Below are 24814 nucleotides of genomic sequence, written 5' to 3' on the forward strand. Positions count from 1 at the left end.
AGACATGCTGAACGTGAAATCCCTGTCCGCAGCTTACGGCCAAAGCGAGGTTCTGCACGGGCTCGACCTGACCGTCGCCCCCGGTGAGATCGTCGCCATCATGGGCCGGAATGGCATGGGCAAAACGACCCTGATGAAGACACTCATGGGCATCGTTCCTGAAAAATCCGGGGATGTGGCGGTGGGCGATCAAGCCCTGACTGGACTCAAATCGCACGAACGCGTCGCCCGTGGGATCGCCTATGTCCCGCAAGGCCGGATGATCTTTTCCGCGATGACGGTGCAGGAAAACGTGGAAACCGGCCTGACGGTGACCGGACAGTCCAAGGTGCCAAACGACATTTACGAGCTGTTCCCGGTGCTTCTGGAAATGAAGGACCGGCGGGGTGGTAACCTGTCTGGCGGTCAGCAGCAGCAGTTGGCCATCGCCCGTGCGCTGGCCTCGAACCCCAAGGTTCTTCTGCTCGATGAGCCGACCGAAGGCATCCAGCCCTCGATCATCCGCGACATGGCCCGGACCCTGCGCAAAATCCGCGACGAGAAGGGCCTGAGCATCGTCGTTTCCGAACAGGTGCTCAGCTTTGCGCTCGACGTTGCCGACCGGGTGATGGTGATCGAGAACGGCAGCTTTGTGCATGACAGCCCGCGCGCGGGCATCGACGAGGCCAAGGTCTCGAAATTCCTTTCCGTATGACCAGCAGACCAGGAGGTAGACATGGCTGAGACACTGATTTCCGTAGAGCTGAGCGAAAGCCCGCACACCAATGAGAATGTGCACAATCGCTGGCACCCGGACATTCCGATCAACGTGTGGGTGGAGCCGGGCGACGATTTTCGCATCGAGACTTATGACTGGACCGGCGGCCAGATCAAGAACGACGACGACGCGGCCGACGTGCGCGATGTCGAGCTTGAGCAGGTGCATTACCTGTCCGGTCCGATCGGCGTCAAAGGAGCTGAGCCGGGCGATCTGCTGGTGGTCGAGATCCTCGACATCGGTGCGAAAGAGGACATGCTCTGGGGTTTCAATGGGTTCTTTTCCAAGCAGAACGGCGGCGGTTTCCTGACCGAGCATTTTCCGCAGGCGCAGAAGTCGATCTGGGACATCGACGGGATGTTCACCAAGTCGCGCCACGTGCCGGGTGTGAAATACGCCGGTCTGATCCATCCCGGCCTGATCGGCTGTCTGCCGGACCGCAAGATGCTGGATATGTGGAACGCGCGCGAAACTGCGCTCTTCAACACCGATCCGCAGCGTGTGCCGCCACTGGCCGCCCTGCCGAACACACAAAGCGCGCATATGGGCGCGATGAAGGGTGAGGCGCGCGATGCCGCTGCCGCAGAGGCCGCCCGCACCGTTCCGCCGCGCGAACACGGAGGCAATTGCGATATCAAGGACCTGAGCCGCGGATCGACCTGCTATTTCCCGGTCTATGTGGAGGGCGCGGGCCTTTCGATGGGCGACCTGCACTTCAGCCAGGGCGATGGCGAAATCACCTTCTGCGGCGCCATTGAAATGGCGGGCTGGCTGCATCTCAAGGTGTCGTTGATCAAAGACGGCATGTCGAAATACGGGATTCGCAACCCGATCTTCAAACCCTCCCCAATCACGCCGAAATACGACGACTACCTGATCTTCGAAGGCATCTCGGTCGATGAGAAGGGCGAACAGCATTACCTCGATGTGCATATCGCCTACCGTCAGGCCTGCCTGAACGCGATCGAGTATCTCAAGAAGTTCGGCTATACCGGCGCGCAGGCCTATGCGATCCTTGGAACAGCGCCCGTGCAGGGGCACATCTCGGGCGTGGTGGATATCCCGAACGCCTGTGCCACGCTCTGGCTGCCCAACGACATTTTCGAGTGGGACATGATGCCCAATGCCGACGGCCCGAAAAAGTACCTCGACGGAAGCGTCGACGTGCCATTGGCCCCCGATCTGTGATGTCCCTGACCGGTGCGGCCCATGTGGCTGCGCCGGTTCCTTGTCTAGGAAATTCACTATGCCCGTCTACGAATACAAATGCAGCGCGTGCGGCGTTTTTGAAACCGTGAAACCCATGCACGCCTTTGCTGACCCGTGCGACTGCCCCGATTGCGGTCAAACAGCGCCGCGGGTTCTTTTCAGCGTTCCGCACATTTCCGGTCTGAGCACGAGTACGCGGCGCGCGCACGAGACCAACGAACGCTCTGCCGACAGCCCCAAACGTACCAGCACCCACGGACCCGGTTGCGGCTGTTGCGGTGGCGGGGCAAAGAAAAACAGCAAGACGCTATATCGTCCGGATGGATCAAAAAGCTTTCCAACCAAACGCCCGTGGATGATTTCACACTAGCGCCGGTTCGGACCATAGAGTGCGCCCCCGATCGACCCGTCAACAGCGTTGGCCGGAAACGGTGTACGTGTGTACGGGAAGCGGGCGCTGCAGCGACTTCTGCCGTTCTTGAGGTTGCTGCAGGGCGCACCAGCGTCCGCTTTGGGAAAGCTGCACGCAGTATCTTGGCCCCTTGCTGATTGCTGACAGGGGCCATTTTCGCTTCAAGCCGCGATCGACCTTTGTTTGATTTCGCCAAGAACCTCCGCCGTGATTTCGGAAGACCTGACACGCGCGGCGTGATCGTGGATCATCCCCGTGACAATCAACTCGTCCGGTTGAAAGCTGTCGAGAAGGGACCGCAGTTGCGTGCGCACGGTTGCCGCCGATCCCGTGGCAGAGCAGGATAGGGCATGCTGGACCTGCGCCATGACCGGTGGCGGTATCTCCTTGTGCAGATCACGGGTCGGGTGGGGGAGCTTACCCGGTCTGCCGGTGCGCAGGCGGGCAAAGGCCAAGAGCTGCGAAGATCGCAGGAATGCTGCCTCTTCATCGGTTGGTGCGGCACAAACTCCTGCGGCCATCATCACATAGGGTTTGGCAAGTCGTTCGGACGGTTGGAACGTGCTGCGGTAGATGCTCAATGCCTCTTCGAGCATTGCGGGCGCGAAATGGGACGCGAAGGCGTAGGGCAGCCCAAGCCACGCGGCCAGTTGCGCGCCATAGAGGCTTGAGCCGAGTATCCAGACGGGAACATGGGTGCCGCTGCCGGGGATGGCGCGCACCGGACTGTCCTCGGACGTGTCGTCGAAATAGCCGATCAACTCTTGCACGTCCTGCGGGAAACTGTCTTCGGGTGCCATATGCCGGCGCAGTGCCCGCGCGGTGGCCATGTCGCTGCCCGGTGCGCGGCCCAGACCAAGGTCAATCCGACCGGGGTAAAGCGTGGCGAGCGTTCCGAACTGTTCGGCGATGACGAGCGGCGCATGATTGGGCAGCATGATGCCCCCGGCACCGACACGAATGGTCGAAGTCGCTGCCGCGACATGTCCGATCACGAGTGCGGTGGCCGCACTGGCAATGCCGGGCATGTTGTGATGTTCGGCCAGCCAGTAGCGGTGATAGCCGAACCGCTCGGCGGCCTTGGCCAGGTCGACCGTGGACGCCAGTGCATCTGCCGCGGTTTTGCCTTCGGGGATGGGTGACAGGTCGAGAAGCGAGAATTTCTGCATGAGAGCCTCCGTTCAAGGACAGCTAATCATCCTTGGTCGTCAAACCAAGCCGTTCTTCCGCAGAAACGGAACGCCAAAGATTGGCCTGCTGATTTATGTGACGCCACTTTGTCGATTTTTGCGCTGTAAGAGGGGTTGAGAGTGACTTTCGAATAAACGCCCCACCGCTTACTCGAAGAGGTCCAGCTCTTCATCAATGCCCGTCAGTGTCGAAATGCGTTGACCAACGGTTTCGGGGTTTCGGCCAAGATAGGCCACTGCCAGCAAACGGATGATCGACAGCATGGTGGCGTGTGTCGGCAGCATTCCATAGCTGGCGACATGACATGGCAAAACGACCTGCGAATACCGGGCGGCTTGGGGGGCGTAGACGTGGTCGGTGATGGTGATCACCCGCATCCGGGTCGTCCGGGCGTGCGCCAGAAGGGATTTCAGGATTTTCGGGCGTGGCTCGAACGTGAGCAGCACCATCACATCACGCGGGCCGGTCATGGACAGTTCGCGCGCCCAGCTCTGCCCCTGTCCTTGCAACTGGTGCACATCGTGGCGCAGGCGCGAGAACAGCGTGCAACCCAGCGTCGCCAGCCCTTGTTCGTCACCGAACCCCACAAACCAGACGCGGGGTGCGGATTCCAACAGCTCAGCGGTTTCGGGCAGAATGTCCGAGCGCAATTCCTCGAAGGTGCGGGTCATGTTCCGCAGTTCGAGGTCAAGGTGGTCCGCGATGGTACGCCCAAGGCTGGCCGGCTCCGGGGACGATTCGAAAGCGGTGTAAGGCTCTCTGCGATTGCGTTCCTCCCGGGCTTGCAGGCGGACCTCTTCAAAGTCGGCATATCCCAAACTGCGGAAAAAACGGGCAGTTGTGGCCTTGGACACGCCGGCCTGCGCGGCCAGTTCAGTCGCGGTATGGGTTTCCACAAGGCTCTGATTTTGCAGCAGGACTTGCGCAATCTTTCGCTCGCTCGACGTCAATCGAGCGGATCGTTCCTGGATTCGAAGTATCAGTCTGGAGGCCATTAAGGTCGAATTCTCTTGACGTGTGAAACCGATGTTTCATTCAATTGAAACAATGAAACAACCGAAATGAACACGATGTCGACCTCCAAAACAATTCGCGAAAAAATATGGACGAAACTGCGGGATGTGGCGAGGCCGGATACACGCTTTCATCTGAATTTCGCGGAAGTCATCCCGGATTTTGACGGATCCGAGACCGCCACGGACAGGATCGTCGAGGACCCGGCTTACAAGGCCTCGCGCTTTGCCTTCATCACGCCGGACAATTGTCTGGCCGATCTCCGTCGGCGGATGATCGAAGACGGCAAGCCCTTCGTGATGTCCACTTACGGCATCTACCGGGGATTTCTGTATCTCGATCCGGCGACCGTGCCAGAGGGTGCTGCGCTCTATGCGTCCTGGCTGGATGGGATGGAGCATTTTGGGGTTCCAATTACCCTTGAGGAGATCGCCAGCAAAGGCCGGTTCGATTATCTGGTGACAGGCGCTTCGGCGGTGTCGGTGAATGGGGTGCGCTTTGGCAAAGGCCACGGGTTCTTCGACCTCGAATGGGGAATGTTCACCGATCTTGGCCTTGTCGATGAGGACACCCCCGTTCACGCGCTTGTGCATGATGTGCAGCTTGTCGAAGAGCAATTGCAGCCGTCTGAGACCGACATCCTTGTCGACCGCATCTTCACACCCAACCGCACCCATATCGTCGAGCGGCGCGCCAAGCGTCCGCGCGGCGTGAAATGGCCGCTGCTCGACCCCAACCAGATCGCAGATACCCCGCCGTTGCAGGAGCTTCAGCGCCTGCAGGGGCTTGCCTGACCAAACCCGTTGGACCCAATCTCTAAACAGGAGCTTTCGCCATGAGACTCACACTGGACCGCCGCCGTTTCCTGGGCACGGCTGCCGCGAGCGCCGCCGCCGCGACTTTGCCTTTCCGCGCCCGCGCCGCCACACCTTTCACAATGCAAGCCGCGTGGATTAACGACGCAGAATTTGCAGGCTATTTCATCGCCATTGACGAAGGCTATTATGCCGCTGAAGGTCTGGACATGACCTACCTGTCCGGCGGGCCTGATGTCATTCCCGAGAGCACGATCATCGCGGGCCGGGCAGACCTTGCCCTGACGACGCCGGATACGACGATCAAGGCGATTGTTGACCAAGGTGCCCCGTTCAAGATCATCGGGGCGCAGTACCAAAAGAACCCGATCGGGATCGTTTCTCTGGCATCCAACCCGATCAACGAACCGAAGGACCTGATTGGAAAGACGCTTGCGGTCCCGCCGGTGAACGTCATTTCCGTGAACGCCATGCTAGCGCTGAACGGGATCGCCCCGGCCGATGTAAACATCGTGCCCTATGCTTATGACCCGACGCCGCTCATTCAGGGCGAGATCGACGCGAGCCTCGATTTCACGACCAACGTGCCCTACACGATCAGCCAGCAGGGCGTCGAAGCGACCTCGTTCCTGCTCTACGACTTCGGGTTCACGATCTACAATGATACTGTGGTCGTCACTGAGGAAACCCTTGCCACCAAACGCGCCGAGCTGGTCGCGTGGCTGCGCGCGTCGCGCAAGGGATGGGATGAGAACTTCAAGGACCCGAACCTCTGGCCGCCCAAGTGGAAGGACACGTGGTTTGCCGGAACAGGTCGCACCATCGAGAACGAGATTTTCTTCAACAACGCGCAGCAGCCCCTGATGGAAAGCCCGGCAGGCTTCATGGCGATGACCGAAGAAGGGATCGAAGCCAACCTGCGCGCGCTGAGCGAAGTCGGTATCAACGGCACGCGTGAGATGTTCGACACCACGCTGCTTGAAGAGATCTGATGGCGGCCCCGGACGGGATTGCCCTATCCGGGGTCTGCAAGACCTTTTCGGGGCGGGGGAAGGTTGTCGAAGCCCTGCGCGACGTCAGCCTGTCCTGCACCGAAGGGTCTTTCACCGCAATCATCGGCCCGTCGGGGTGCGGCAAGTCCACGGTCATGCGGATCGCACTGGGTCTGGAACGTGCCGATGCCGGGACGGTGCAGATTGCAGGGCAAGCATCGCTTGATGCAGCCCGGGCCGGAGTGACCGGGGTCGCGTTTCAGGATGCGGCCCTGTTGCCGTGGCGCAGTGTGAAACGCAACGTGGAGGTGCCTCTCGAAGTCCTTGGCCGGTCGCGATCCGCTGCGGCGTCGCATGTGCAGGATATGATCGAACTGGTGGGCCTCAAGGGGTACGAAAACGCATTGCCCGGCGAATTGTCGGGTGGGATGCGCCAGCGGGTCGCCATCGCGCGGGCTCTTGTCACGCATCCGCAGGTCCTGTTCATGGACGAACCCTTTGGGGCGCTTGACCAGATCCTGCGTCGACAGATGAATGTCGAGCTTCAACGGATCTGGGCCGAGACCGGATCAACAGCACTTCTGGTGACGCACGGGATCGACGAGGCGGTGTTTCTGGCGGATCGGGTGGTGGTGATGCACGCGGTTCCGGGGCGGATTGTCGATGTGATCGAGGTGCCCTTTGATCGCCCACGCCAACCCTCGCTCTTCTCGGACCCGGAATTCCACCGTGTCTGCGATCACGTCGCCGAGGTGCTGCATGGCGGCTGAGCCGAAAGGGCATTGGCGCGGGCTGCGCAACGCCGCGGTTTTGCTGTTGATCTGGGAGGTCGTTGGTCGGCTTGATCTTGTGGCCGGCGGCGCGCTGCCGGGGTTTTCAGAGATCGTGATCCGGCTCTATGAGGATTGGGGCGATTATCCGCGCCATATCTGGGCCACGGTTTATGCCTCGACCCTGGGCTTTCTGATCGGCAATGCGCTTGGCATCGGGGCAGGGGTCGTCTTTGCGATGTCGCCCACGATGCTGCGTCTGTTCCGTGGGGTGAATATTGCCGTGTTCGCCCTGCCACCCATCGCGATTGCACCCATCCTTGTTCTGACCCTGTCCGGTATGGCGCCGAGGATCGCGCTGGCGGCATTGGGCGTCTATTTCGTCACCATGACCGCCACCGTGATCGGTCTGTCACAGGCCGACAGCCGCGCAACGGATGTCATCCGCGCCTATGGTGGCAGCCGCTGGGATGCGTTGCGCCTTGTGCGCTTTCGCGGTGCCTTGCCCTCCATTCTGGCGGGTCTGCGCGTCGCCGCACCGAACGCTGTGCTGGGGGCGATCCTAGCGGAATTCGGCGGCGGCGGACGGTGGGGGCTGGGGGCCTATCTGCTTGGCTCACTTGGGCGCGGTGAGCCGGATCGCCTTTGGGGCATCGGTCTTGTGGCCACTCTGATTGCTGGATTGAGCTACGCGGGTTTTGCTCTTTTGGCGTCCCGCACACTCGGGGCAACCCGCGCCGTGACCCTGAATACGGCCGTGCCTGAGACAGACACAGGCAACAGGTCCCTGGCTGTCCGTATCGCTCTGACCCTCGGCACCATCGCGTTGCCGTTCATCATGTGGTGGGGCTTCATCAAGCTGACCGGCGTGCCGGACCTCATCTCCAAGACACCGTGGGGCGTGGTTCAGTACCTGTTCCTCGGACCGACGGCAGAGAGCGCGCAGTCGCGATTGCTTGCGGCGCTGGCGGAAACCCTGCCGATCACCTTTGTCGGCATGGCCGCAGGGTTGCTGTTTGCCTTCTTGCTTGCGATCTCGTCGCGATTGTTTCCCCGCGCAATCGAGGCCTTCCTGCCGGTAGCTTTGGTCACACAGACCATGCCTTTGGTCGCTCTGACGCCGCTGCTGGTTCTCATCCTTGGGCGTGGTACGTCGTTGACGCTCTGGGTCACGATATCGGTCACTTTCTTCCCGGCCTTCGTCACGCTGGCGCAGGGGCTAGCGCTTGTACCGCGCAGCGCCGAAGACGTGCCGCGTGCCTATGGGGCAAGCAGATGGACGGAAATGCGGATGGTCACGCTTCCGGCTTCCCTGCCTTACCTTTTTGCGGCGACGCGACTGACGGTTCCGCGCGCGCTGCTGGGTGTGATGATCGCGGAATGGCTGGCGACAGGGAAAGGACTGGGCAACCTGCTGAACCAATCCCGAGGGTTTCTGGACTACGGCATGATCTGGACAGTTGCGGCTGTCTCGGTTCTTTTGTCGGTCATCTTCTATCAGCTGGTCGTTATCGTCGAAAAACGGGTCTTGCGGCGTCTTGGCATGGCGACCGCTGAATGAACGTGAGACTGCTTCCGTCCAAGCGGTGATTTGTGCGTCCGCCTGTTGGGCGACCACGGCATTCATGGTGGCTGTCTTCCCCGTAGGAGGCCGAAGGTTGAGGAGACAGTGCAAACAAGGAAGCTTTTAAACACCGATTTGTCCTATAAAGACAATCTGTTACGGTCTGAAGATGTAGTGACTTCGTGCTGTCTTGGTCTTCCGTTAGATGTTGACTGAGTTTGCACAGTTGACAGATCGGTCGTATCCCATGAGCGATTGGTTTCATCCAATCTGTAATTCTTCTTGGAGCGTCATGCTGTACGACTGCCAAAAAGACCCAGAGGAAGCGCCGGAGGCCCGGTGCTTGCTTGAGGCGATCCGGCAGATCGTTTTCGAGGGGCGGCTGCCAACCGAACGCCAGTTGGCGCAGAAACTCGACGCCGTGCCGTGGATGGCACTTGACCCGCGCGATACGTGAAACAAAGGGACGGACATGCAATTTACCACCAGACCCGAGATCAAGGGCACTTTCGGCGTCGTCGCATCGACCCATTGGATCGCTTCTGCCGTCGGGATGAAGATCCTTGAGGCCGGTGGCAGCGCCGCCGATGCCGCGGCCGCCATGGGCTTTACGCTGCATGTGGTCGAGCCGCATTTGAACGGTCCTTTGGGAGACATGCCGCTTTTGTGGCGCGGTGCTGCAGATGACGCGCCGCAGGTCCTCTGCGGGCAGGGGACGGCACCGGCAGGGGCGACCATCGCGCATTACCGGGCCGAAGGGTTGGACAGCGTGCCGGGTTCGGGACTTCTGGCAACCGTAATCCCCGGTGCGTTCGGGGCGTGGATGGCGCTTTTGCGGGACCACGGAAAACTGCCGCTGCGCGCGATCTTGGAGCCGGCGATCTACTACGCCCGACACGGCCACCCCGTGCTTCCGCGCGTGGCCGCGACCATCGACGGGCTGTCGGATTTCTTCCGTGACGAATGGCCGACCTCTGCCACGACTTGGATGCCGGGGGGTAGCGCACCCGAGGCGTGGTCGCTGATGCGCAATCCCGACTTGGCCGACACATGGGAAAGGTTGCTGGCCGAAGCGGAAGGCGCAACAGGTCGCGAGGCGCAGATCGACGCCGCGCGGCACGTGTTCTACGAGGGCTTCATCGCCGAGGCGATCGACACATGGATGCGGGACGCCTGTGTGATGGATGCGTCCGGCGCACGGCACAAAGGCGTGCTGACCGGTCAGGACATGGCAAGCTGGACAGAGACCTTGGAGACGCCGCTGTCCGTCGACTACGAAGGCTGGACCGTCTGGAAGCCGGGCATGTGGAGCCAGGGGCCGAGCCTCTTGCAGGCTTTGCGCCTTCTTGATGGCTCCGGCATCGCCGACATGGACAGTCGGGGCGCGGACTTTGTGCATACGGTCACCGAGGCGATGAAGCTCGCCTTTGCAGACCGCGAAGCCTATTACGGCGATCCCCTGCACAGTGACATCCCAACCGAAATGCTCTTGTCGCGCGCTTATGCCGACACCCGTCGTGGGCTGTTGGGGCCGAAAGCATCGCTCGACCAGCGACCGGGCCGGATCGACGGCTTCGCCCATCAGGCGGATGCCGCCATTACCCGCGCCCAGGCAAGCGAAGAAGCCTCCGGGGGAGGCGTGGGCGCAGGCGAGCCGACCATGGCGCACCTGTCGGAAAAACGCGGCGACACGGTGCATATCGACGTGATCGACCAATGGGGCAATTCCGTTTCGGCGACACCTTCGGGGGGCTGGCTGCAAAGCTCGCCTGTGGTGCCGGGGCTTGGCATGCCTCTCAATTCCCGCGCCCAGATGTTCTGGCTGCAAGAGGGGCTGCCCACGTCGCTTGCCCCCGGCCGCCGTCCTCGCACAACGCTGTCACCGTCGATGGCGCAGGCACCCGATGGCACACGCCATGCGTTCGGCACGCCGGGTGGCGATCAGCAAGATCAGTGGCAGCTGATGCTGTTCCTGCGATTGGTACATTCCGGCATGAACCTGCAGGAATCCATCGATGCGCCGCTCTTCAACACGGCGCATTTCCAGGGGTCGTTCGATCCGCGCCCGGTGCGACCCGGCCACCTGATGGTTGAACCGGCTTTTGGCGAGGCGGTCATTGCGGAACTGCGGGCGCGGGGCCACGATCTTGAAGTTGCCGAGCCGTGGACCGTGGGCCGCCTTACCGCTGCATGCCGGACACCCGACGGGATGCTCAAGGCCGCCGCAACACCGCGCCTGATGCAAGCCTATGCCGTCGGACGCTGAGGAGAAAACCGGAGAGTTGGGCGTCGCCGTTGCGATGCAAGCGCAGGTCAATTGAGGCGTCCGCGACCGATTTCTGAGCCTCAGGTTAGGGTCCCGAGGACGTGCTCAGAACGCGTGTCGCCGCTTCACATGATGCACTTCTGAAATCCAAACCGAGGTTTGGATTGAGAACCGCGCGGCGTCCTCACTGCAGGCGTTCCGTCAAGCTGACGCGGTTTATTCAGCCGGGTTTACATGGGTTTGAAGCCAGGCGATCACGTCGTCCGTCCGGGTTCGCGCGACAGGGACTTCGGTATCGTCGCGCAACCGAAGGACAAGACGGCCATTCTTGCGTTCTGCGCGAATGGCAGGGTCGCGGGCGACCCACCACGACCGGTGTGGCTGCATGCCATCTTCGGTCTGGGTCTGGGCGACGATGTCCCCCAAACGGGCACGGGCAACCGATCTTTCGTTCTCGAATGTCAGGTGGACATGGTGCTCGCGTGCCTCGATGTGCAGAAGTCCTGAGAGATCAACCTTCTCGCCGCCAACAATGAGGTGACGGCCTGTCGTTTGGTTTTCAAGCTCTTCTTTGCCCTCGGACACGATGAAGCTCTCGGGCATGATGAACCGGTAGAACACGGTTTCGAGCCCCTGAACCGAGAAAAAGTAGAACACCAATTGTCCCACGAAATCGTAGGGGAACGTGCCATTGCTCATGACCCGCACGGATGCCTCGCACAGCATGACTGTCGGGATCAAAGCAAGGAACCCGACAATTGGCAGCGGAATGCGCAGTCGTGGAATGTAGTGGGTGAGCGCTGCAGCAACTGTCAGGCCGAGAAGTTTCATCATGATGTAGAACGCGAAGGAAACCGGCCAGAATCCGATCGAGAACCACAGCGGCACATAGGGTCTGGCACCAGACGGGTCCGATGCGACGAAAGCCAGCATGCTCAGCAAAAGGAACAGCAGAGTTCGCTCGTGGCGCAGGACGCGCAAATATGACTCAAGGCTGAAAGACACGTGTCCGCCCAGCAGGTCCCAACACCTGATCTCTGTCTCAAGTAAGTGTCTCACGGCAGACCGAAACCCCCAACACGTTCGGTGACCTGACAATATGAAACTTTCGGATTCAGGCAATCGCAAGATGGTCGGACAATGCTGAATGATTGTCAGATTGACGCTAATGCGCATCACTTTTGATATAAAAATGTCAGATCGACGCTTGTGGTGAAATATTATTCCATAAAATCGGAGCGTTATATTGTGTCAGCTTGTTGTGAATCACTGGATCCCGTAATGAAATCCGGACGCATTTTGCCGCTTTCAGTGTCGGTTGATCCGGTTCCGCCCATCCGTTTCGTGCAGACTGTGTCAGGTTTGGGCGGGTCTTGCGGGCCGAGACGGTGCTGTTGCAAAGGTCTTGCCGAAGGCCAGAATGGATATGTCGGCGGCAGCATTCCGAGGATCGAATTTTTGCAACAGAAAAGCGCGTGAAAGCGCTTGACGGGGCAGGGCGCTGACCATAGAACCCGCGTCACGCCCAGATGCGGGCGGCAGTGAGCGGTTGTAGCTCAGTTGGTTAGAGTACCGGCCTGTCACGCCGGGGGTCGCGGGTTCGAGCCCCGTCAACCGCGCCACCACTGCCCGAAGCATCTACGTGAAATGCGCGGTTGTAGCTCAGTTGGTTAGAGTACCGGCCTGTCACGCCGGGGGTCGCGGGTTCGAGCCCCGTCAACCGCGCCATTTCCCTTCTTCCGATCATAGAGAGTTGAGGAAGCCCAACAGCGCTTCGGTCGTGGCTTTCGGCGACTGATCCGGAAAGAAATGCCCACCCTCGATGGCGGCATGCTGCATATTGGTCAGCCGCTCGGCCCAGGTCGCCGGCACATCCAGCAAATGCGCCATCGCACCGTCCTTGCCATAAAGCACAAGTGCGGGACAGGTGACGCTGCGGGACAGGTCAGAACGATCGTCTGCCCAGTCCACTTCGATCGCCGCCCGATAGTCGTTGCACATGGCGCGGATGCAATCCGGGTCGCGCCACGCCCTCTGATACTCGGCCAAAAGATCGGCGTCGAAATCGCTCAGGCTGGCTTTTCCGAATCCCAAGAGGCAGCGCTCGAAATAGGCGTCCGGGTCATGGCCGATCATGGTTTCGGGGAACGGATAGGGCTGTGCCAGAAACAGCCAATGGTAATAGGCCTTGGCGAGTTCTGTTGTCATGTTGGTCAACAGGTGCTCGGTCGGCACGATGTCCATGATCGTCAAGCTTTGTACGGCCTGCGGGTGATCCAGTGCCATGCGGTGGACTGTTCGCGCGCCACGGTCATGCCCAACGGCGTGGAAGCTCTGAAACCCCAGCGATGCCATCAGGGCGACCATGTCCTGCGCAATGAGGCGAAAGCTCATCTCGGGCATGGAGCTGGGTTTGCTGCTGTCTCCATAGCCACGCAGGTCAGCGGTGATGACTGTGTATTTGTCGGCGAGGGCCGGGATCAAAGGACGCCACATGGCGCGGGTCTGCGGGAAGCCATGCAACAGCAAAAGAGGCGGTCCGTTTCCGGCCACCTCGTATGCAATGCTCTGGTCGTCTGTGGTGAAATGTTCCGGCTGGTTCATTTCGGTGAGGATGACACCATCACAACGCTTGTCCAGTCGATATTCACGATATCCGACGTCTTGGCCTGCGCAAAGGTCAGAACGTCTGCCGGGCTTTCGAAGCCGGCATATTGAAGGCCGGTTTCCAGATGGGCCGGATCCATATTGCTTACGCCGATTGCGGCGACGGCACCGACGACAAGACCCGCTGCATTGCCACGACCCGTTGCACGTGGGTTCACGATGCGGATCATGTTGGCCAGGTAAAAGACAATAAGACCGACAATAAAAAGAGTGATGCCGTTCATCGCGTAATGCACGAATTCCAACGGCCAGCCGGAGCGCACCAGAAGGTCCTGAACGGTGTCAGGGTTGTTCGCGGTGAACAAGGCTGTCAGCGCAAGACCGAAGCCAAGACCGGTCATCATGATCGGGCTGTTGGATTTCCGCGACGATCTGCTGCCCATTTCCCAGGGCTGGCGTTCTTCGCGCGCTTTGGCGGGGAGCCGTGCAAATGCCGGGTCCAGCCGCTGGATGCGAGCATTGAAATCGTTACGATCTTGTTTACGTTGTACATGTCTCATGGCGTTAACTATTCGCGTTGAATTGTGTCCAGATTTGGAAGTGCCCGTGACCAAGTTGCGGAAGTTTTCGACAGTTTTAGACATGTGACGCCGCGTCACTCGGCCTTATTTGCCATTATTCCTTGGTCAGAGCGTCCAAAATACGGGCCCAGCTTCTCGCGCCCTTATGAAAGCTTTCGATGTCGTATTTCTCGTTTGGGCTGTGAATCTGGTCATCATCCTTGCCAAAGCCGATCAGCATGGATTCAGTGCCCAGAAGCGATTGGAAGTATCCGGCGACCGGTATCGATCCGCCGCTGCCGATGAAGGCGGCCTCATCCGGCCATTCATCGCTCAACGCAACGCGCGCCTTTTCAAACGCCGGGTTGTCAATCGACATCACCGAAGCGGGTGAGGCACCGTGCGCCTTGAACGAGACCTTGCAATCCTTGGGGGTCAGATCGGTGACCATCGTGCGCAGGTTTTCACGAATGGCATGCGGGTCTTGTTGGCCGACCAGACGGAAACTGATCTTGGCGCTGGCCTTTGAGGGCAGCACGGTCTTGAACCCTTCGCCCTGATAGCCACCGCCAATGCCGTTGACTTCGCATGTGGGGCGGGACCACAGCATCTCGAGCGCGCTGCGCCCGGCTTCTCCGGAAAGTTCGCTAAGTCCAACATCCCCAAGAAACGCCTTGTGATCAAAGCCAAGCGCTTCCCATTGTTGCATCAGGTCGTCCGGGATGTCCGCCACGCCGTCGTAGAACCCTGGAACCGTCACGCGGCCATTCTCGTCATGCAGGGCTGCGATGATCCAACTCAGCGCGCGAATTGGGTTCATCGCAGCGCCGCCATACATTCCTGAGTGCAGGTCGCGGGTCGGGCCAATGATTGTGATCTCTTCCTGAAGCATGCCGCGCAGCATCGTCGTGATGGCAGGTACCCGGCTGTCGAACAGTCCCGTGTCACAGATCAGGGCAATGTCCGCTTTCAATTCGTCGGCGTTTTCTTTGAGGAAAGGCACAAGCGACGGAGACCCTGATTCCTCTTCGCCTTCAAAGAAGAAGGTGATCTTGCAGGGCAGGCTGCCATGTTCCGCAATCCACGCGCGACAGGCCTCTACAAAGGTCATCAACTGGCCTTTGTCATCTGCTGTCCCGCGACCGCGCAACACTTTGCCCTTTGGCGTGTCTTCGAGTTGCGGATCGAAGGGATCGTTGTCCCACAGGTCCAGCGGATCGACCGGCTGTACGTCATAGTGCCCGTAGAACAAAAGATGCGGGCCGGGGCCGTCGATATGGCCGACTACCATGGGATGGCCGGGGGTCGGGCGTTTTTCGGCAGTTACGCCCATCGATTGCAGATCGGCCACCAGCCAGTCGGCCGCGCGGTCGCACTCGGCCTTAAAGGCCGGGTCGGTGGAAATGGACGGGATGCGCAGCAGTTCCTTCAGACGCTCGAGGCTGTCCGCGAGGGTGGAATCAATGCGGGCAAGGACGGGATCGACGGACATGTGCGTGCTCCTTTTCATGTTTCGTCGGACCCTATCACTGCGCTTGTTGCTGTCTAGAGCCGCAAAAAAGGTGCCATCCTCACCAATGATGCAAAGAAAATGCAGTTTTCACGTCCAAGTGCGCGTGCAAGGCCGGGGTGTTTGACTCAGATCAAGGCTGCGACGGTTGGTCATTCCTTAAGCACATTGTCATGAGGGGATCCGATCTATATCCATTCTAAAACGTGAATGCGACGCAGGGCGATGGAGAACGCCCCTGAAGATCGCAGACTGAAGGAGACGCCGGTGCACTACGTAGACAAACTCGACGAAGCCCTGAATCGTTTGCACGAGGAAGGCCGCTACCGGACGTTTATCGACATCGAGCGTCAAAACGGTCAGTTCCCGCACGCGGTCTGGCGCAAGCCGGATGGCACCGAGCAGGACATCACTGTCTGGTGTGGCAATGATTATCTGGGAATGGGGCAACACCCGTTTGTTCTGGCCGCAATGCACGAGGCGCTTGATGCGACTGGCGCGGGATCGGGCGGCACACGCAACATTTCCGGCACGACCGTCTATCACAAGCGGCTTGAAGCCGAACTTGCCGACTTGCATCAGAAGGAAGCCGCGCTTCTTTTCACCTCCGCATACATCGCAAATGATGCAACGTTGTCGACGCTGCCGAAATTGTTCCCCGGCCTCATCATCTATTCGGATGCGCTGAACCATGCGTCGATGATTGAAGGTGTCCGTCGCAATGGCGGGGCCAAGCGGATTTTCCGGCACAACGATGTGGCGCATCTGCGCGAGCTTCTGGCGGCTGACGATCCCGATGCGCCCAAGCTGATCGCGTTCGAATCGATCTATTCCATGGATGGTGATTTCGGCCCCATCGAAGCGATCTGTGATCTGGCAGACGAGTTCGGTGCGCTGACCTATATCGACGAAGTTCACGCGGTGGGCATGTACGGCCCGCGCGGCGCTGGCGTGGCAGAGCGTGACGGTCTTATGGACCGCATCGACATCATCAACGGCACCCTGGCGAAGGCTTACGGCGTGATGGGAGGCTACATCGCGTCATCCGCAAAAATGTGTGATGCAATAAGGTCTTATGCTCCGGGCTTCATCTTCACCACGTCCTTGCCGCCTGCTGTTGCCGCTGGTGCAGCGGCGTCGGTCGCTCATCTGAAAAAAGACCAAATCCTGCGCGACCAGCACCAGTTGCAAGCCCGCATCCTGAAGATGCGCCTCAAGGGTTTGGGCCTTCCGATCGTCGATCATGGCAGCCACATCATCCCGGTGATCGTTGGCGATCCGGTGCACACCAAGCAGATGTCCGACATGATGCTCGACCGTTTCGGCATTTATGTTCAGCCGATCAATTACCCGACTGTCCCGCGCGGAACAGAGCGTCTGCGCTTCACGCCGTCGCCGGTACACGGTCCGAAAGAAATTGATAAGCTGGTACAAGCGATGGATGAGCTTTGGGCGCATTGTGCGCTGAATCGCGCCGAACTCAGCGCCTAGCACTTGGAATCAGTGCATTAAACCTTGTCGTGTGCTATCTAAAGAGTAATAAAACGCGCGACTCGACTCACCTGGTACGCGCGAAGCAGGCAGCGTGTAGACGGTTTGTACGGCAAGGGGCAGCGAGTATGATTGGGCGAAAATCCCCAAAACTATCGCAGGATATCACCGAGGAAAAACCGCGTGGGTTCGATGATTTCGAACTCAGGCTCGGGGATGTCATGCGCGGGGAACGCGCAACGCTTGGAAAATCCCTGTTGGATGTGCAGCGCGAATTGCGCATCAAGGCCAGCTATATTGCGGCCATCGAAAACTGTGACCCGACCGCGTTCGACACGCCCGGCTTTATTGCCGGCTATGTCCGGTCCTATGCCCGCTATCTTGGCATGGACCCGGACGACACCTATGCGGTATTCTGTGCCGAAAGCGGGTTCGAGACGGCGCATGGCATGTCCGACGCCGCATCTTCGCGCAAGAAATCCGAAATATCGCCCGTGATCGGCTCCGGCGCAGTCCGAGACCCGTTTTCACAGCCGGTCCTGCCGTTCGCTCCGGGCAGCGATTCCCTTTTGTCGCGTATTGAGCCTGGCGCCATCGGGTCGACATTGGTTCTTGCGCTGCTTCTTGGCGGGCTCGGCTACGGCGGATACTCTGTCCTTCAAGAAGTCCAGCGGGTGCAGGTTGCTCCCGTGGACCAGACACCCGTCGTTCTGAGCGATCTTGATCCGCTCCAGACAACGCTCCCATCGACAAAACCTTCGACAGAAACCGCAGATGCGGGCGTCGCTGCCGGTGTGTTTACTCCGCCGACCACGGTCGAAGCATTTGATCGCCTCTACCGTCCGCAAGCCTTGGATGTGCCGGTGCTCGTCGCACGCGACGCACCGATCTCGACGCTGGATCCGAACAGCGTCGGCGCTTTCGCGCAGGTCGCAACACAGGCTCTGCCGAATGTCGATCTCGCGCCCGCTGCCATTCGGTCTACCCTTGCGGCAGGTCTCCCGCAGGCCGGGGTGACGTTGATCGCGGCACGTCCGGCATGGGTTCGGGTCCGTGGAGATGATCGCTCCGTGATCTTCGAACGTGTGATGGCAGCCGGGGAAACCTGGACCGTTCCTGCGTCCGAAGCTGATGCGCTTTTGAATGTTGGTGAAAGCGGTGCCTTGTATGTTTCGGTTAACGGTCAAACGGTCGGCCCGGTAGGCCCTGCCGGAACGGTCACCTCTGATTTGTCGCTGGACGGACCGACCCTCGCGGCGGTTCTGGAACCGGCTCGTTTGGAAAGTGATCCCGATCTGAACCGGGTTCTGGCCGAACTGGGCACTGACACGACACAACCGACCATTGGTCAGCCGAAAATCCTCGAAGACAGCGCACCCGGGGTGACCCTTGTCGCGGTTCGCCCGGCTTGGATTCGTGTGCGCGCGGCGGATGGTACCGTGATCTACGAGACCATCATGAACGCGGGCGACACTTATGAAGTGCCGCTGACGGAAGAGCCGCCGACCTTGCGCGTGGGCGAATCCGGCGCGATCTATTTCGCGATGAACGGCCAGACCTACGGGCCAGCGGGCGCGCGCGGGTCGGTCACGTCAAACCTTGCACTTTCGGTGGATCAACTGTCCCAAACCTATTCGGTCGCATCGATCGAGGCGGACAGCGATCTGGCGCGTGTGGTCGCCGAACTGGCCGTCGTTCAGCCCGCCGACTAAGCGTCGCATTCCTGTTTGGAAAGCTTGAAGCCCCCGTTCAGCGGGCCTAGCTATATGCGCGAAACAACTGTACAGTTTGGTTGACACTTTCTGCCGGAGGAGGGCTGTATGAGCCTCAATCACATTCGCCCGTGGCGCAATATCTACCGTCGTAAGTCGCGTCAGATCATGGTGGGCAATGTGCCGGTTGGCGGGGATGCCCCGATCAGCGTGCAGACGATGACGAACACGCTGACACCGGATGTGAAGGCGACCATTGCACAGGTGCAGGCGGCCGCGGATGCAGGGGCGGACATCGTACGGATTTCGATCCCGGATGAGGACAGCTCGCGCGCCTTGAAGGAAATCGTGCGCGAAAGCCCGGTGCCCATCGTGGCCGACATCCATTTCCACTACAAACGCGGAATCGAAGCCGCCGAGGCGGGCGCGGCCTGTCTGCGGATCAACCCGGGCAATATCGGCTCCGAAGCGCGGGTCAAGGAAGTCATCAAGGCGGCGCGGGACCACAATTGTTCGATCCGCATCGGGGTGAATGCAGGGTCACTCGAAAAACACCTGCTGGAAAAATATGGAGAGCCGTGTCCCGACGCGATGGTTGAGTCGGGCCTCGATCACATCAAGATCCTGCAGGACAACGATTTTCACGAGTTCAAGATCAGCTGCAAGGCATCCGACGTCTTCATGGCGGCAGCGGCCTATCAGCAGCTCGCCGAAGCGACGGATGCGCCGATTCACCTAGGCATCACCGAGGCGGGCGGCCTGATGACGGGCACGATCAAATCGGCGATTGGCCTTGGCAACCTGCTCTGGATGGGCATTGGCGACACGATCCGAGTCTCTCTCGGCCGATCCGGTGGAAGAGGTGAAGGTCGGTTACGAAATCCTGAAATCGCTCGGCCTGCGCCACCGTGGAGTGAACATCATCTCCTGCCCAAGCTGCGCGCGGCAGGGGTTTGACGTGATCAAGACGGTCGAGGCACTGGAAAAGCGTCTGGAGCACATAAAGACCCCGATGAGCCTGTCGATCATCGGTTGTGTGGTCAACGGACCGGGCGAGGCGTTGATGACCGATGTCGGGTTTACCGGCGGCGGAAACGGGTCGGGGATGGTCTATCTCGCGGGCAAACAAAGCCACAAGATGTCCAACGATCAGATGATCGACCACATCGTCCAAGAGGTCGAGAAGAAGGCTGCAGCTCTGGAAGCGGCTGGGGCGCAGGAAGCGGCGGAGTAGGGGGAAGCCGCTGCGAAGCGGCTTGCACCTTCAAAAATAGTAAGATTACCGCGCCTCAGCCACGATTTGTTGCATCGCGTCCAGTGGAACATATCCCCGGATCAACTGGTCCCCCATCACGAACGACGGCGTACCATTGATTTGCAGCGCTTGCGCCAACGCGCGGGTCGATGCCAGCTGTTCGGTGATGCTCTCGCTGTCCATGGCAGAAATCACCGCGTCAGCATCGAGGCCGAGTGTGTCGGCAAGGCGGCGCAGCACGGTATCGTCCAGATCACCGTTCAGCACGATCAGCGCTTCTTTCGCAGCATGATAGGCGTCGTCACCTGCCACTTCGCGGGCGGCCAGTGCGAAGCGGGATGAGATCACCGAATTTTCGCCAAGGATCGGAAATTCCTTGGCGATATAGCGGATATTTCCATCCAGTTCGAGAAGCTGGGTGACTTCAGGGTGCGCACGGCGGCAGAAGCCGCAGCGGTAGTCGAAGAATTCGACGATGGTCACGTCGCCTTCGGGATTGCCACCCACCCAGGAATAGCCGTCGTTGAAGAGCGCATCGGCGTTGTTTGCGATCAGCGCCACATCACCTTGCGCCTGTTCAGCAGCCTGACGCTCCTCAAGCACCTGAACCGCTTCCATGATCACTTGCGGATTTTCAAGCAGGTAAGCGCGGACTTGTGCGCCAAAGGCAGCACGATCGGCGTCGGACATATTATTGAGATCAAGATCAGCAGCCTGAACGCCTGTTGCCAGAAGCAGGGCGGCGAAAGACGTGGCGAGGCGGGTTTTCGACATGTGGGTCTCCAGTCATCAGGCTCAGCGCCGCGCGGCGCGTTGAGCAGCACTTAGCACATCCTGTGCGCGTTGCCATGGGCCTGATCCGCGCGGCAGCGCGCCTTCGGCCCGAGTTGCGTGAATGGCGGCATCCTTGAACCGCCCTTGGACGGCATAACGTTCGGCCGTCACGAGGGACGCCATCGCGTTCTGCCCGGTCTTGGCATAGGCGGTGGCCAGATCGCGTAGGATGCGCGTGTCGCTGAAATCCCGTCCGCGGGCTGCTTCGAGCGTTTTGACCGCCTCCTGTGGGTTGCCAGCGGCCAGTTGTGCGCGGCCCAACCCTCCGAGGATCAGCGGTTCACGCGGGGCAAGACGGGCCGCAGCGGAATAAACATTCACCGCATCTGACGCGCGACGGGATTCGAGCAGGATCTGGCCCTTCAGTTCGCGTAGAAACGGATCGTTTGGACGCGCGGAAATGGCCGCGTCGATATTGCTGATGGCCCGGCCCAGATCGCTTTGCCGATGATAGGCCACAGCCTTGCGCATCTGAGCGATATCCGGCGAGAGACTTTCATCGGCGCGGCGCAACGTCCACGCAGGGGCACGGGTAAAGGCGGACAGCTTGCCCTTGGCGCGCGCAAACCAATAGGCGGCGGCAGGATCGGGTTTGGCTTCCGCTGACGCGCCTGCCACCAAGCCCTGCAGGGCACGCAGCCGGTCGCGGCTCAAGGGATGTGTGCGCATGTAAGGGTCCTGTCGGCTTTCAGCCAGCGCATCCTGCCCCCTGAACAGGTTTTGAACTTCGATGGCCCCTTGGGGATTTATCCCAGCGCGCAAGAGGTAACGGACCGAACTGATATCGGCAGAGGATTCTTCGGCCCGTGTATGGGCCAGAAAATTGCGCATGGCCGAGGATTGCACACCGAGCCCAAGACCAACCGCGGCCTGTCCATTGCCCGCTGCCGCGGCTGCCGCCGCAAGGACCATGCCCAAACCGGCGGCCGTGCGCGCGGTTTGCATGTTCCCCAAGCGGCGCGAGATATGGCCGTTGGCGATATGCGCGGCCTCGTGCGCAATCACCGCCTGAAGCTGCTCGGCGCTGTCCAGTTTCGTCAACAGACCCGAGTGGATGAAGATGTGCTGCGTGTCGACGATAAAGGCGTTGAGCGTGCCATCGTCGATCACGAGGATTCGGATTTGCCCGGGGCTCAGGCCTGCGGCGCGCAACACGGGTGTCGCCAGTTCCTTCAGCGAATATTCGATATCCGCATCGCGCAGCAATGTGATGGCGCGCGCCGGGGCTGCAGCGATCAGCGCGGTCAGGAACAGGACCAGACCTGTCACCCGCAAAAACTGCAGCGTCGCGTGATACATTGACCTTGCCCTGTGTTCGCCCCTAGGTCTGCCGCCATGAGTGTACGGAGAGAATGATGCGGAACTCAAGCCGTGGGGCGGTTGATCCCTTTATCGTGATGGATGTCATGGAAGCCGCGCGGCAAGCCGAAGAGGCCGGGCGGGACATTATCCATATGGAAGTGGGGCAACCGGGCACTCCGGCGCCTGCTGTCTCACGCGATGCGCTGGCCAAAGCGATGAGCGACAATCCGCTGGGATATACGGTGGCCTTGGGTTTGCCCGCGCTGCGCCAGCGCATCGCGCGGCTTTACGGCGACTGGTACGATGTCGATCTTGATCCGGCGCGTGTTGTGGTGACGCCCGGATCGTCAGGCGGTTTCATCCTGGCCTTTTCGGCGCTTTTCGATGCCGGGGACCGGATCGCGCTTGGGGCACCGGGCTATCCGTCCTACCGCCAGATCATGAAATCGCTCAACCTTGTCCCGGTCGAGGTTCAGACCCGCGCCGAGGCCCGGTATCAGTTGGAGCCGTCCGACCTGACCGGACTGGATTACCAAGGCATGATGGTTGCCTCGCCCGCCAATCCAACCGGAACGATGCTGGACAAGGACGCGCTTGGCGCACTGATCGACGCCGCGCAGGACAAGGGCGCCGCCTTCCTCTCGGACGAGATTTACCACGGTATCGAGTACGACCGCAAAGCCGTGACGGCGTTGCAGATCAGCGAAGATGTATGTGTTATCAACTCGTTCTCCAAGTATTTCAGCATGACGGGCTGGCGTGTGGGTTGGCTGGTGCTGCCCCCCGACAACGTGCGTCAGGTGGAACGTCTGGCGCAGAACATGTTCATCTGTGCCCCGCATGCGGCGCAGGTGGCGGCCCTTGCTGCGATGGATGCGGGTGAAGAGCTTGAGGCCAATATGGCGGTGTACCGCGAAAACCGCCGTCTGATGATCGAAGGTCTGCCCAAGGCAGGCTTTGATCGGATCGCGCCGCCCGATGGGGCGTTCTATGTCTATGCCGACATCTCGCATCTGACCGATGACAGCCGCGCGTTTGCCCGTGCCATTCTGGATGAGGCGGGCGTTGCCGTGACCCCGGGTCTTGATTTCGACCCGGTACGCGGCGGGGGCACGCTGCGCTTTTCCTATGCCCGCGCGACAGGGGACATTCTCGAGGGGCTGGAGCGGCTCGAACGGTTCATGCGCGCAAAGGGCCATATCGCCTGACCGGATCCGCACTGTCCTCAGGACAGCGAATCCGGTAATGTTCCACCAAAGGCCCGGTCAGAGGCCATGGTGAGTGAATGAGCGGTTTTCTGAAACGGATTGTGGCCTTTGTGCTGTGTGCTGTGCTGGCAGGGCCGGTTCTGTCACAGGATCTCGGCGCTTTGGCGCGGTTCGAGGCTGGCAATGTGCGCGATCGATGGGGCGCGACAGAGCTGCGGCTCGAGATCAGCCAAGGTGTGCCGTGGCGGGTGTTCACACTGACAAATCCGAACCGGCTGGTGATGGATTTCCGCGAAGTTCAGTGGGGCGAGGTTGATCCCAACTCTCTGAACGCGTCGGACAGGATTTCGTCGGTGCGCATGGGCGCGTACCGTCCCGGTTGGTCCCGGCTGGTTGCCGACCTTGCAGAGCCGATGAGTGTCCAAACTGCCGAACTTGCCACCGATGCCTCTGACGGGGGGGCAACGATCACCGTCAGGCTGCAAAGGACCGATCAGGCCGATTTTGATCTGACCGCGGGTGCGCCCCGGGATCCGCGCTGGGATTTGCCAGCACCGGCTTTGGTGGACACCATGCCGCCGCGCGATCCCAACCGTGTCAGGATCGTGCTGGACCCCGGACATGGAGGCATTGATCCAGGTGCGGAACGGGACGGGATCACCGAGGCCAACCTCATGCTGACCTTTGGGCGCGAATTGCAGGACGTCTTGCGCAGGGCCGGGGGCTTTGATGTCATTCTCACCCGGGATGGCGACTATTTCGTGTCTCTTGAAGCGCGGGTCGCCGCAGCGCGGGATGCAGGGGCGGACCTTTTCATTTCTCTCCACGCTGACGCATTGGCCGAAGGCGAGGCGCGGGGCGCTGCGGTTTACGTTTTGTCGGATGATGCCTCGGACGCGGCGTCGGCCGCCTTGGCCGAGCGGCACAACCGCGATGACTTGCTGGCGGGTCTTGATCTGAGCCAGTCCGACGACCGTGTCGCCAATGTGCTGATGAGCCTTGCGCGTCTGGACAATGCGCCACGCAGCGAGGCTTTGGCCAAACATATTCTGGAGGGCATCCGCAACGCGGTGGGACGGGTCCACAAACGCCCATTGCGCAGCGCTGGCTTTTCCGTGCTCAAAGCAGCGGACATCCCGTCCGTGTTGCTTGAGGTCGGGTTTCTGTCAACCGAGGAAGACCTGAAGAACCTCAGCGATCCGATCTGGCGGCAGGGGATGGCCGCAGGTATCCGGGATGGCATCATCGCATGGCGTGACGAAGACCGCGCGCTGGCACCTCTCAGACGGAACTGACCAACCCGCCGTGACCCTGCGTCATAGGCAACCGACTGCCGGTTCGAACG

The 24814-nt window shown here is 60.4% G+C and carries 21 protein-coding genes, 2 tRNA genes and 1 pseudogene; 16 read left to right on the forward strand and 8 right to left on the reverse strand.

Going from position 1 to position 24814, the window contains the following annotated elements:
• Positions 1-4 precede the first annotated feature (4 nt).
• Genes urtE through ACMVPR_RS04665 form a run of 3 tightly spaced genes read left to right on the forward strand, consistent with a single transcriptional unit; the run spans position 5 to position 2336 of the window.
• On the forward strand, positions 5-694 hold the full coding sequence (gene urtE, locus ACMVPR_RS04655; protein WP_292265360.1) for an urea ABC transporter ATP-binding subunit UrtE: 690 nt from the start codon (positions 5-7) through the stop codon (positions 692-694).
• A gap of 21 nt (positions 695-715) precedes the next feature.
• The gene (gene fmdA / locus ACMVPR_RS04660; RefSeq protein ID WP_292265362.1) at positions 716-1945 is read left to right on the forward strand and encodes a formamidase; all 1230 of its coding nucleotides are present in this window, start codon (positions 716-718) and stop codon (positions 1943-1945) included.
• Positions 1946-2003: 58 nt separating this feature from the next.
• Positions 2004-2336 carry an FmdB family zinc ribbon protein gene (locus ACMVPR_RS04665; protein WP_416881914.1) on the forward strand — a complete coding sequence of 111 codons (333 nt, stop codon included), beginning with the start codon at positions 2004-2006 and terminating at the stop codon, positions 2334-2336.
• A 203-nt stretch (positions 2337-2539) separates the two neighbouring features.
• On the opposite strand, the gene ACMVPR_RS04670 is transcribed toward ACMVPR_RS04665, so the two are convergent.
• Together ACMVPR_RS04670 and ACMVPR_RS04675 are read right to left on the reverse strand one after the other, a co-directional pair.
• Positions 2540-3547, reverse strand: coding sequence for an LLM class flavin-dependent oxidoreductase (locus tag ACMVPR_RS04670; protein ID WP_416881915.1), 1008 nt, complete (start codon positions 3545-3547; stop codon positions 2540-2542).
• A gap of 168 nt (positions 3548-3715) precedes the next feature.
• Positions 3716-4564 (reverse strand): MurR/RpiR family transcriptional regulator, encoded by an 849-nt coding sequence (locus tag ACMVPR_RS04675; RefSeq protein WP_300585961.1) that lies wholly within the window; start codon positions 4562-4564, stop codon positions 3716-3718.
• A gap of 75 nt (positions 4565-4639) precedes the next feature.
• Here ACMVPR_RS04675 and ACMVPR_RS04680 point away from each other — a divergent pair, with 75 nt between their 5' ends.
• The 6 genes from ACMVPR_RS04680 to ACMVPR_RS04705 all read left to right on the forward strand — a co-directional run bounded on the left by ACMVPR_RS04680 (position 4640) and on the right by ACMVPR_RS04705 (position 10990).
• Entirely contained in the window at positions 4640-5377 is a 738-nt protein-coding gene (locus ACMVPR_RS04680; protein ID WP_416881916.1) for a 5-formyltetrahydrofolate cyclo-ligase, read from the forward strand.
• A 41-nt stretch (positions 5378-5418) separates the two neighbouring features.
• Positions 5419-6390: an ABC transporter substrate-binding protein gene (locus tag ACMVPR_RS04685; RefSeq protein WP_416881917.1), complete on the forward strand. Its 972-nt coding sequence runs from the start codon at positions 5419-5421 to the stop codon at positions 6388-6390.
• Complete coding sequence (locus ACMVPR_RS04690; RefSeq protein ID WP_416881918.1) at positions 6390-7160, forward strand: ABC transporter ATP-binding protein; 771 nt, start codon at positions 6390-6392, stop codon at positions 7158-7160. Before ACMVPR_RS04685 ends, ACMVPR_RS04690 begins: the two co-directional genes overlap by 1 nt.
• Positions 7150-8721: an ABC transporter permease gene (locus ACMVPR_RS04695; RefSeq protein ID WP_416881919.1), complete on the forward strand. Its 1572-nt coding sequence runs from the start codon at positions 7150-7152 to the stop codon at positions 8719-8721. The genes ACMVPR_RS04690 and ACMVPR_RS04695 overlap by 11 nt, the downstream gene beginning before the upstream one ends.
• A gap of 295 nt (positions 8722-9016) precedes the next feature.
• Positions 9017-9181: a hypothetical protein gene (locus ACMVPR_RS04700; protein ID WP_416881920.1), complete on the forward strand. Its 165-nt coding sequence runs from the start codon at positions 9017-9019 to the stop codon at positions 9179-9181.
• A gap of 15 nt (positions 9182-9196) precedes the next feature.
• On the forward strand, positions 9197-10990 hold the full coding sequence (locus tag ACMVPR_RS04705; protein ID WP_416881921.1) for a gamma-glutamyltransferase family protein: 1794 nt from the start codon (positions 9197-9199) through the stop codon (positions 10988-10990).
• Between the two features lie 216 nt (positions 10991-11206).
• Here the strand turns inward: ACMVPR_RS04705 and ACMVPR_RS04710 are convergent, their stop codons facing one another.
• Entirely contained in the window at positions 11207-11995 is a 789-nt protein-coding gene (locus tag ACMVPR_RS04710; protein ID WP_416881922.1) for a LytTR family DNA-binding domain-containing protein, read from the reverse strand.
• A gap of 540 nt (positions 11996-12535) precedes the next feature.
• On the opposite strand from ACMVPR_RS04710, the gene ACMVPR_RS04715 reads away from it, so the two are divergent.
• Both ACMVPR_RS04715 and ACMVPR_RS04720 read left to right on the forward strand, forming a co-directional pair.
• A tRNA-Asp gene (locus tag ACMVPR_RS04715) sits at positions 12536-12612 on the forward strand.
• Between the two features lie 29 nt (positions 12613-12641).
• A tRNA-Asp gene (locus ACMVPR_RS04720) sits at positions 12642-12718 on the forward strand.
• A 15-nt stretch (positions 12719-12733) separates the two neighbouring features.
• Here the strand turns inward: ACMVPR_RS04720 and ACMVPR_RS04725 are convergent.
• From ACMVPR_RS04725 to ACMVPR_RS04735, 3 genes are read right to left on the reverse strand one after another with little or no spacing between them, the layout of a single operon-like run.
• Positions 12734-13594 (reverse strand): alpha/beta fold hydrolase, encoded by an 861-nt coding sequence (locus ACMVPR_RS04725; RefSeq protein WP_416881923.1) that lies wholly within the window; start codon positions 13592-13594, stop codon positions 12734-12736.
• A complete protein-coding gene (locus ACMVPR_RS04730) occupies positions 13591-14256 on the reverse strand; it encodes a hypothetical protein (protein WP_416881924.1) in 666 nt (221 codons plus the stop codon). Before ACMVPR_RS04730 ends, ACMVPR_RS04725 begins: the two co-directional genes overlap by 4 nt.
• Positions 14257-14272: 16 nt before the next feature.
• Positions 14273-15649: a M20/M25/M40 family metallo-hydrolase gene (locus ACMVPR_RS04735; protein WP_416881925.1), complete on the reverse strand. Its 1377-nt coding sequence runs from the start codon at positions 15647-15649 to the stop codon at positions 14273-14275.
• Between the two features lie 243 nt (positions 15650-15892).
• Between ACMVPR_RS04735 and hemA the strand changes: the two genes are divergently transcribed.
• From hemA to ispG, 3 genes and pseudogenes are all read left to right on the forward strand, one after another.
• Positions 15893-17158 carry a 5-aminolevulinate synthase gene (gene hemA / locus ACMVPR_RS04740; RefSeq protein WP_416881926.1) on the forward strand — a complete coding sequence of 422 codons (1266 nt, stop codon included), beginning with the start codon at positions 15893-15895 and terminating at the stop codon, positions 17156-17158.
• A gap of 128 nt (positions 17159-17286) precedes the next feature.
• Positions 17287-18870, forward strand: coding sequence for a helix-turn-helix domain-containing protein (locus tag ACMVPR_RS04745; protein ID WP_416881927.1), 1584 nt, complete (start codon positions 17287-17289; stop codon positions 18868-18870).
• Between the two features lie 108 nt (positions 18871-18978).
• Positions 18979-20104 (forward strand): annotated as a pseudogene (gene ispG, locus ACMVPR_RS04750) (flavodoxin-dependent (E)-4-hydroxy-3-methylbut-2-enyl-diphosphate synthase).
• A gap of 45 nt (positions 20105-20149) precedes the next feature.
• Here the strand turns inward: ispG and ACMVPR_RS04755 are convergent.
• Entirely contained in the window at positions 20150-20899 is a 750-nt protein-coding gene (locus ACMVPR_RS04755; RefSeq protein ID WP_416881928.1) for a DsbA family protein, read from the reverse strand.
• Positions 20900-20920: 21 nt separating this feature from the next.
• Positions 20921-22258, reverse strand: coding sequence for a M48 family metalloprotease (locus tag ACMVPR_RS04760; RefSeq protein WP_416881929.1), 1338 nt, complete (start codon positions 22256-22258; stop codon positions 20921-20923).
• A gap of 56 nt (positions 22259-22314) precedes the next feature.
• Between ACMVPR_RS04760 and ACMVPR_RS04765 the strand changes: the two genes are divergently transcribed.
• Complete coding sequence (locus ACMVPR_RS04765) at positions 22315-23469, forward strand: pyridoxal phosphate-dependent aminotransferase (RefSeq protein WP_416881930.1); 1155 nt, start codon at positions 22315-22317, stop codon at positions 23467-23469.
• A 77-nt stretch (positions 23470-23546) separates the two neighbouring features.
• Positions 23547-24764, forward strand: a complete 1218-nt coding sequence (locus ACMVPR_RS04770; RefSeq protein ID WP_416881931.1) for an N-acetylmuramoyl-L-alanine amidase — start codon at positions 23547-23549, stop codon at positions 24762-24764.
• Positions 24765-24814: the final 50 nt, after the last annotated feature.

The sequence above is a fragment of the Marivita sp. genome (genome assembly GCF_048006345.1).
Taxonomy (GTDB): Bacteria; Pseudomonadota; Alphaproteobacteria; order Rhodobacterales; family Rhodobacteraceae; genus Marivita.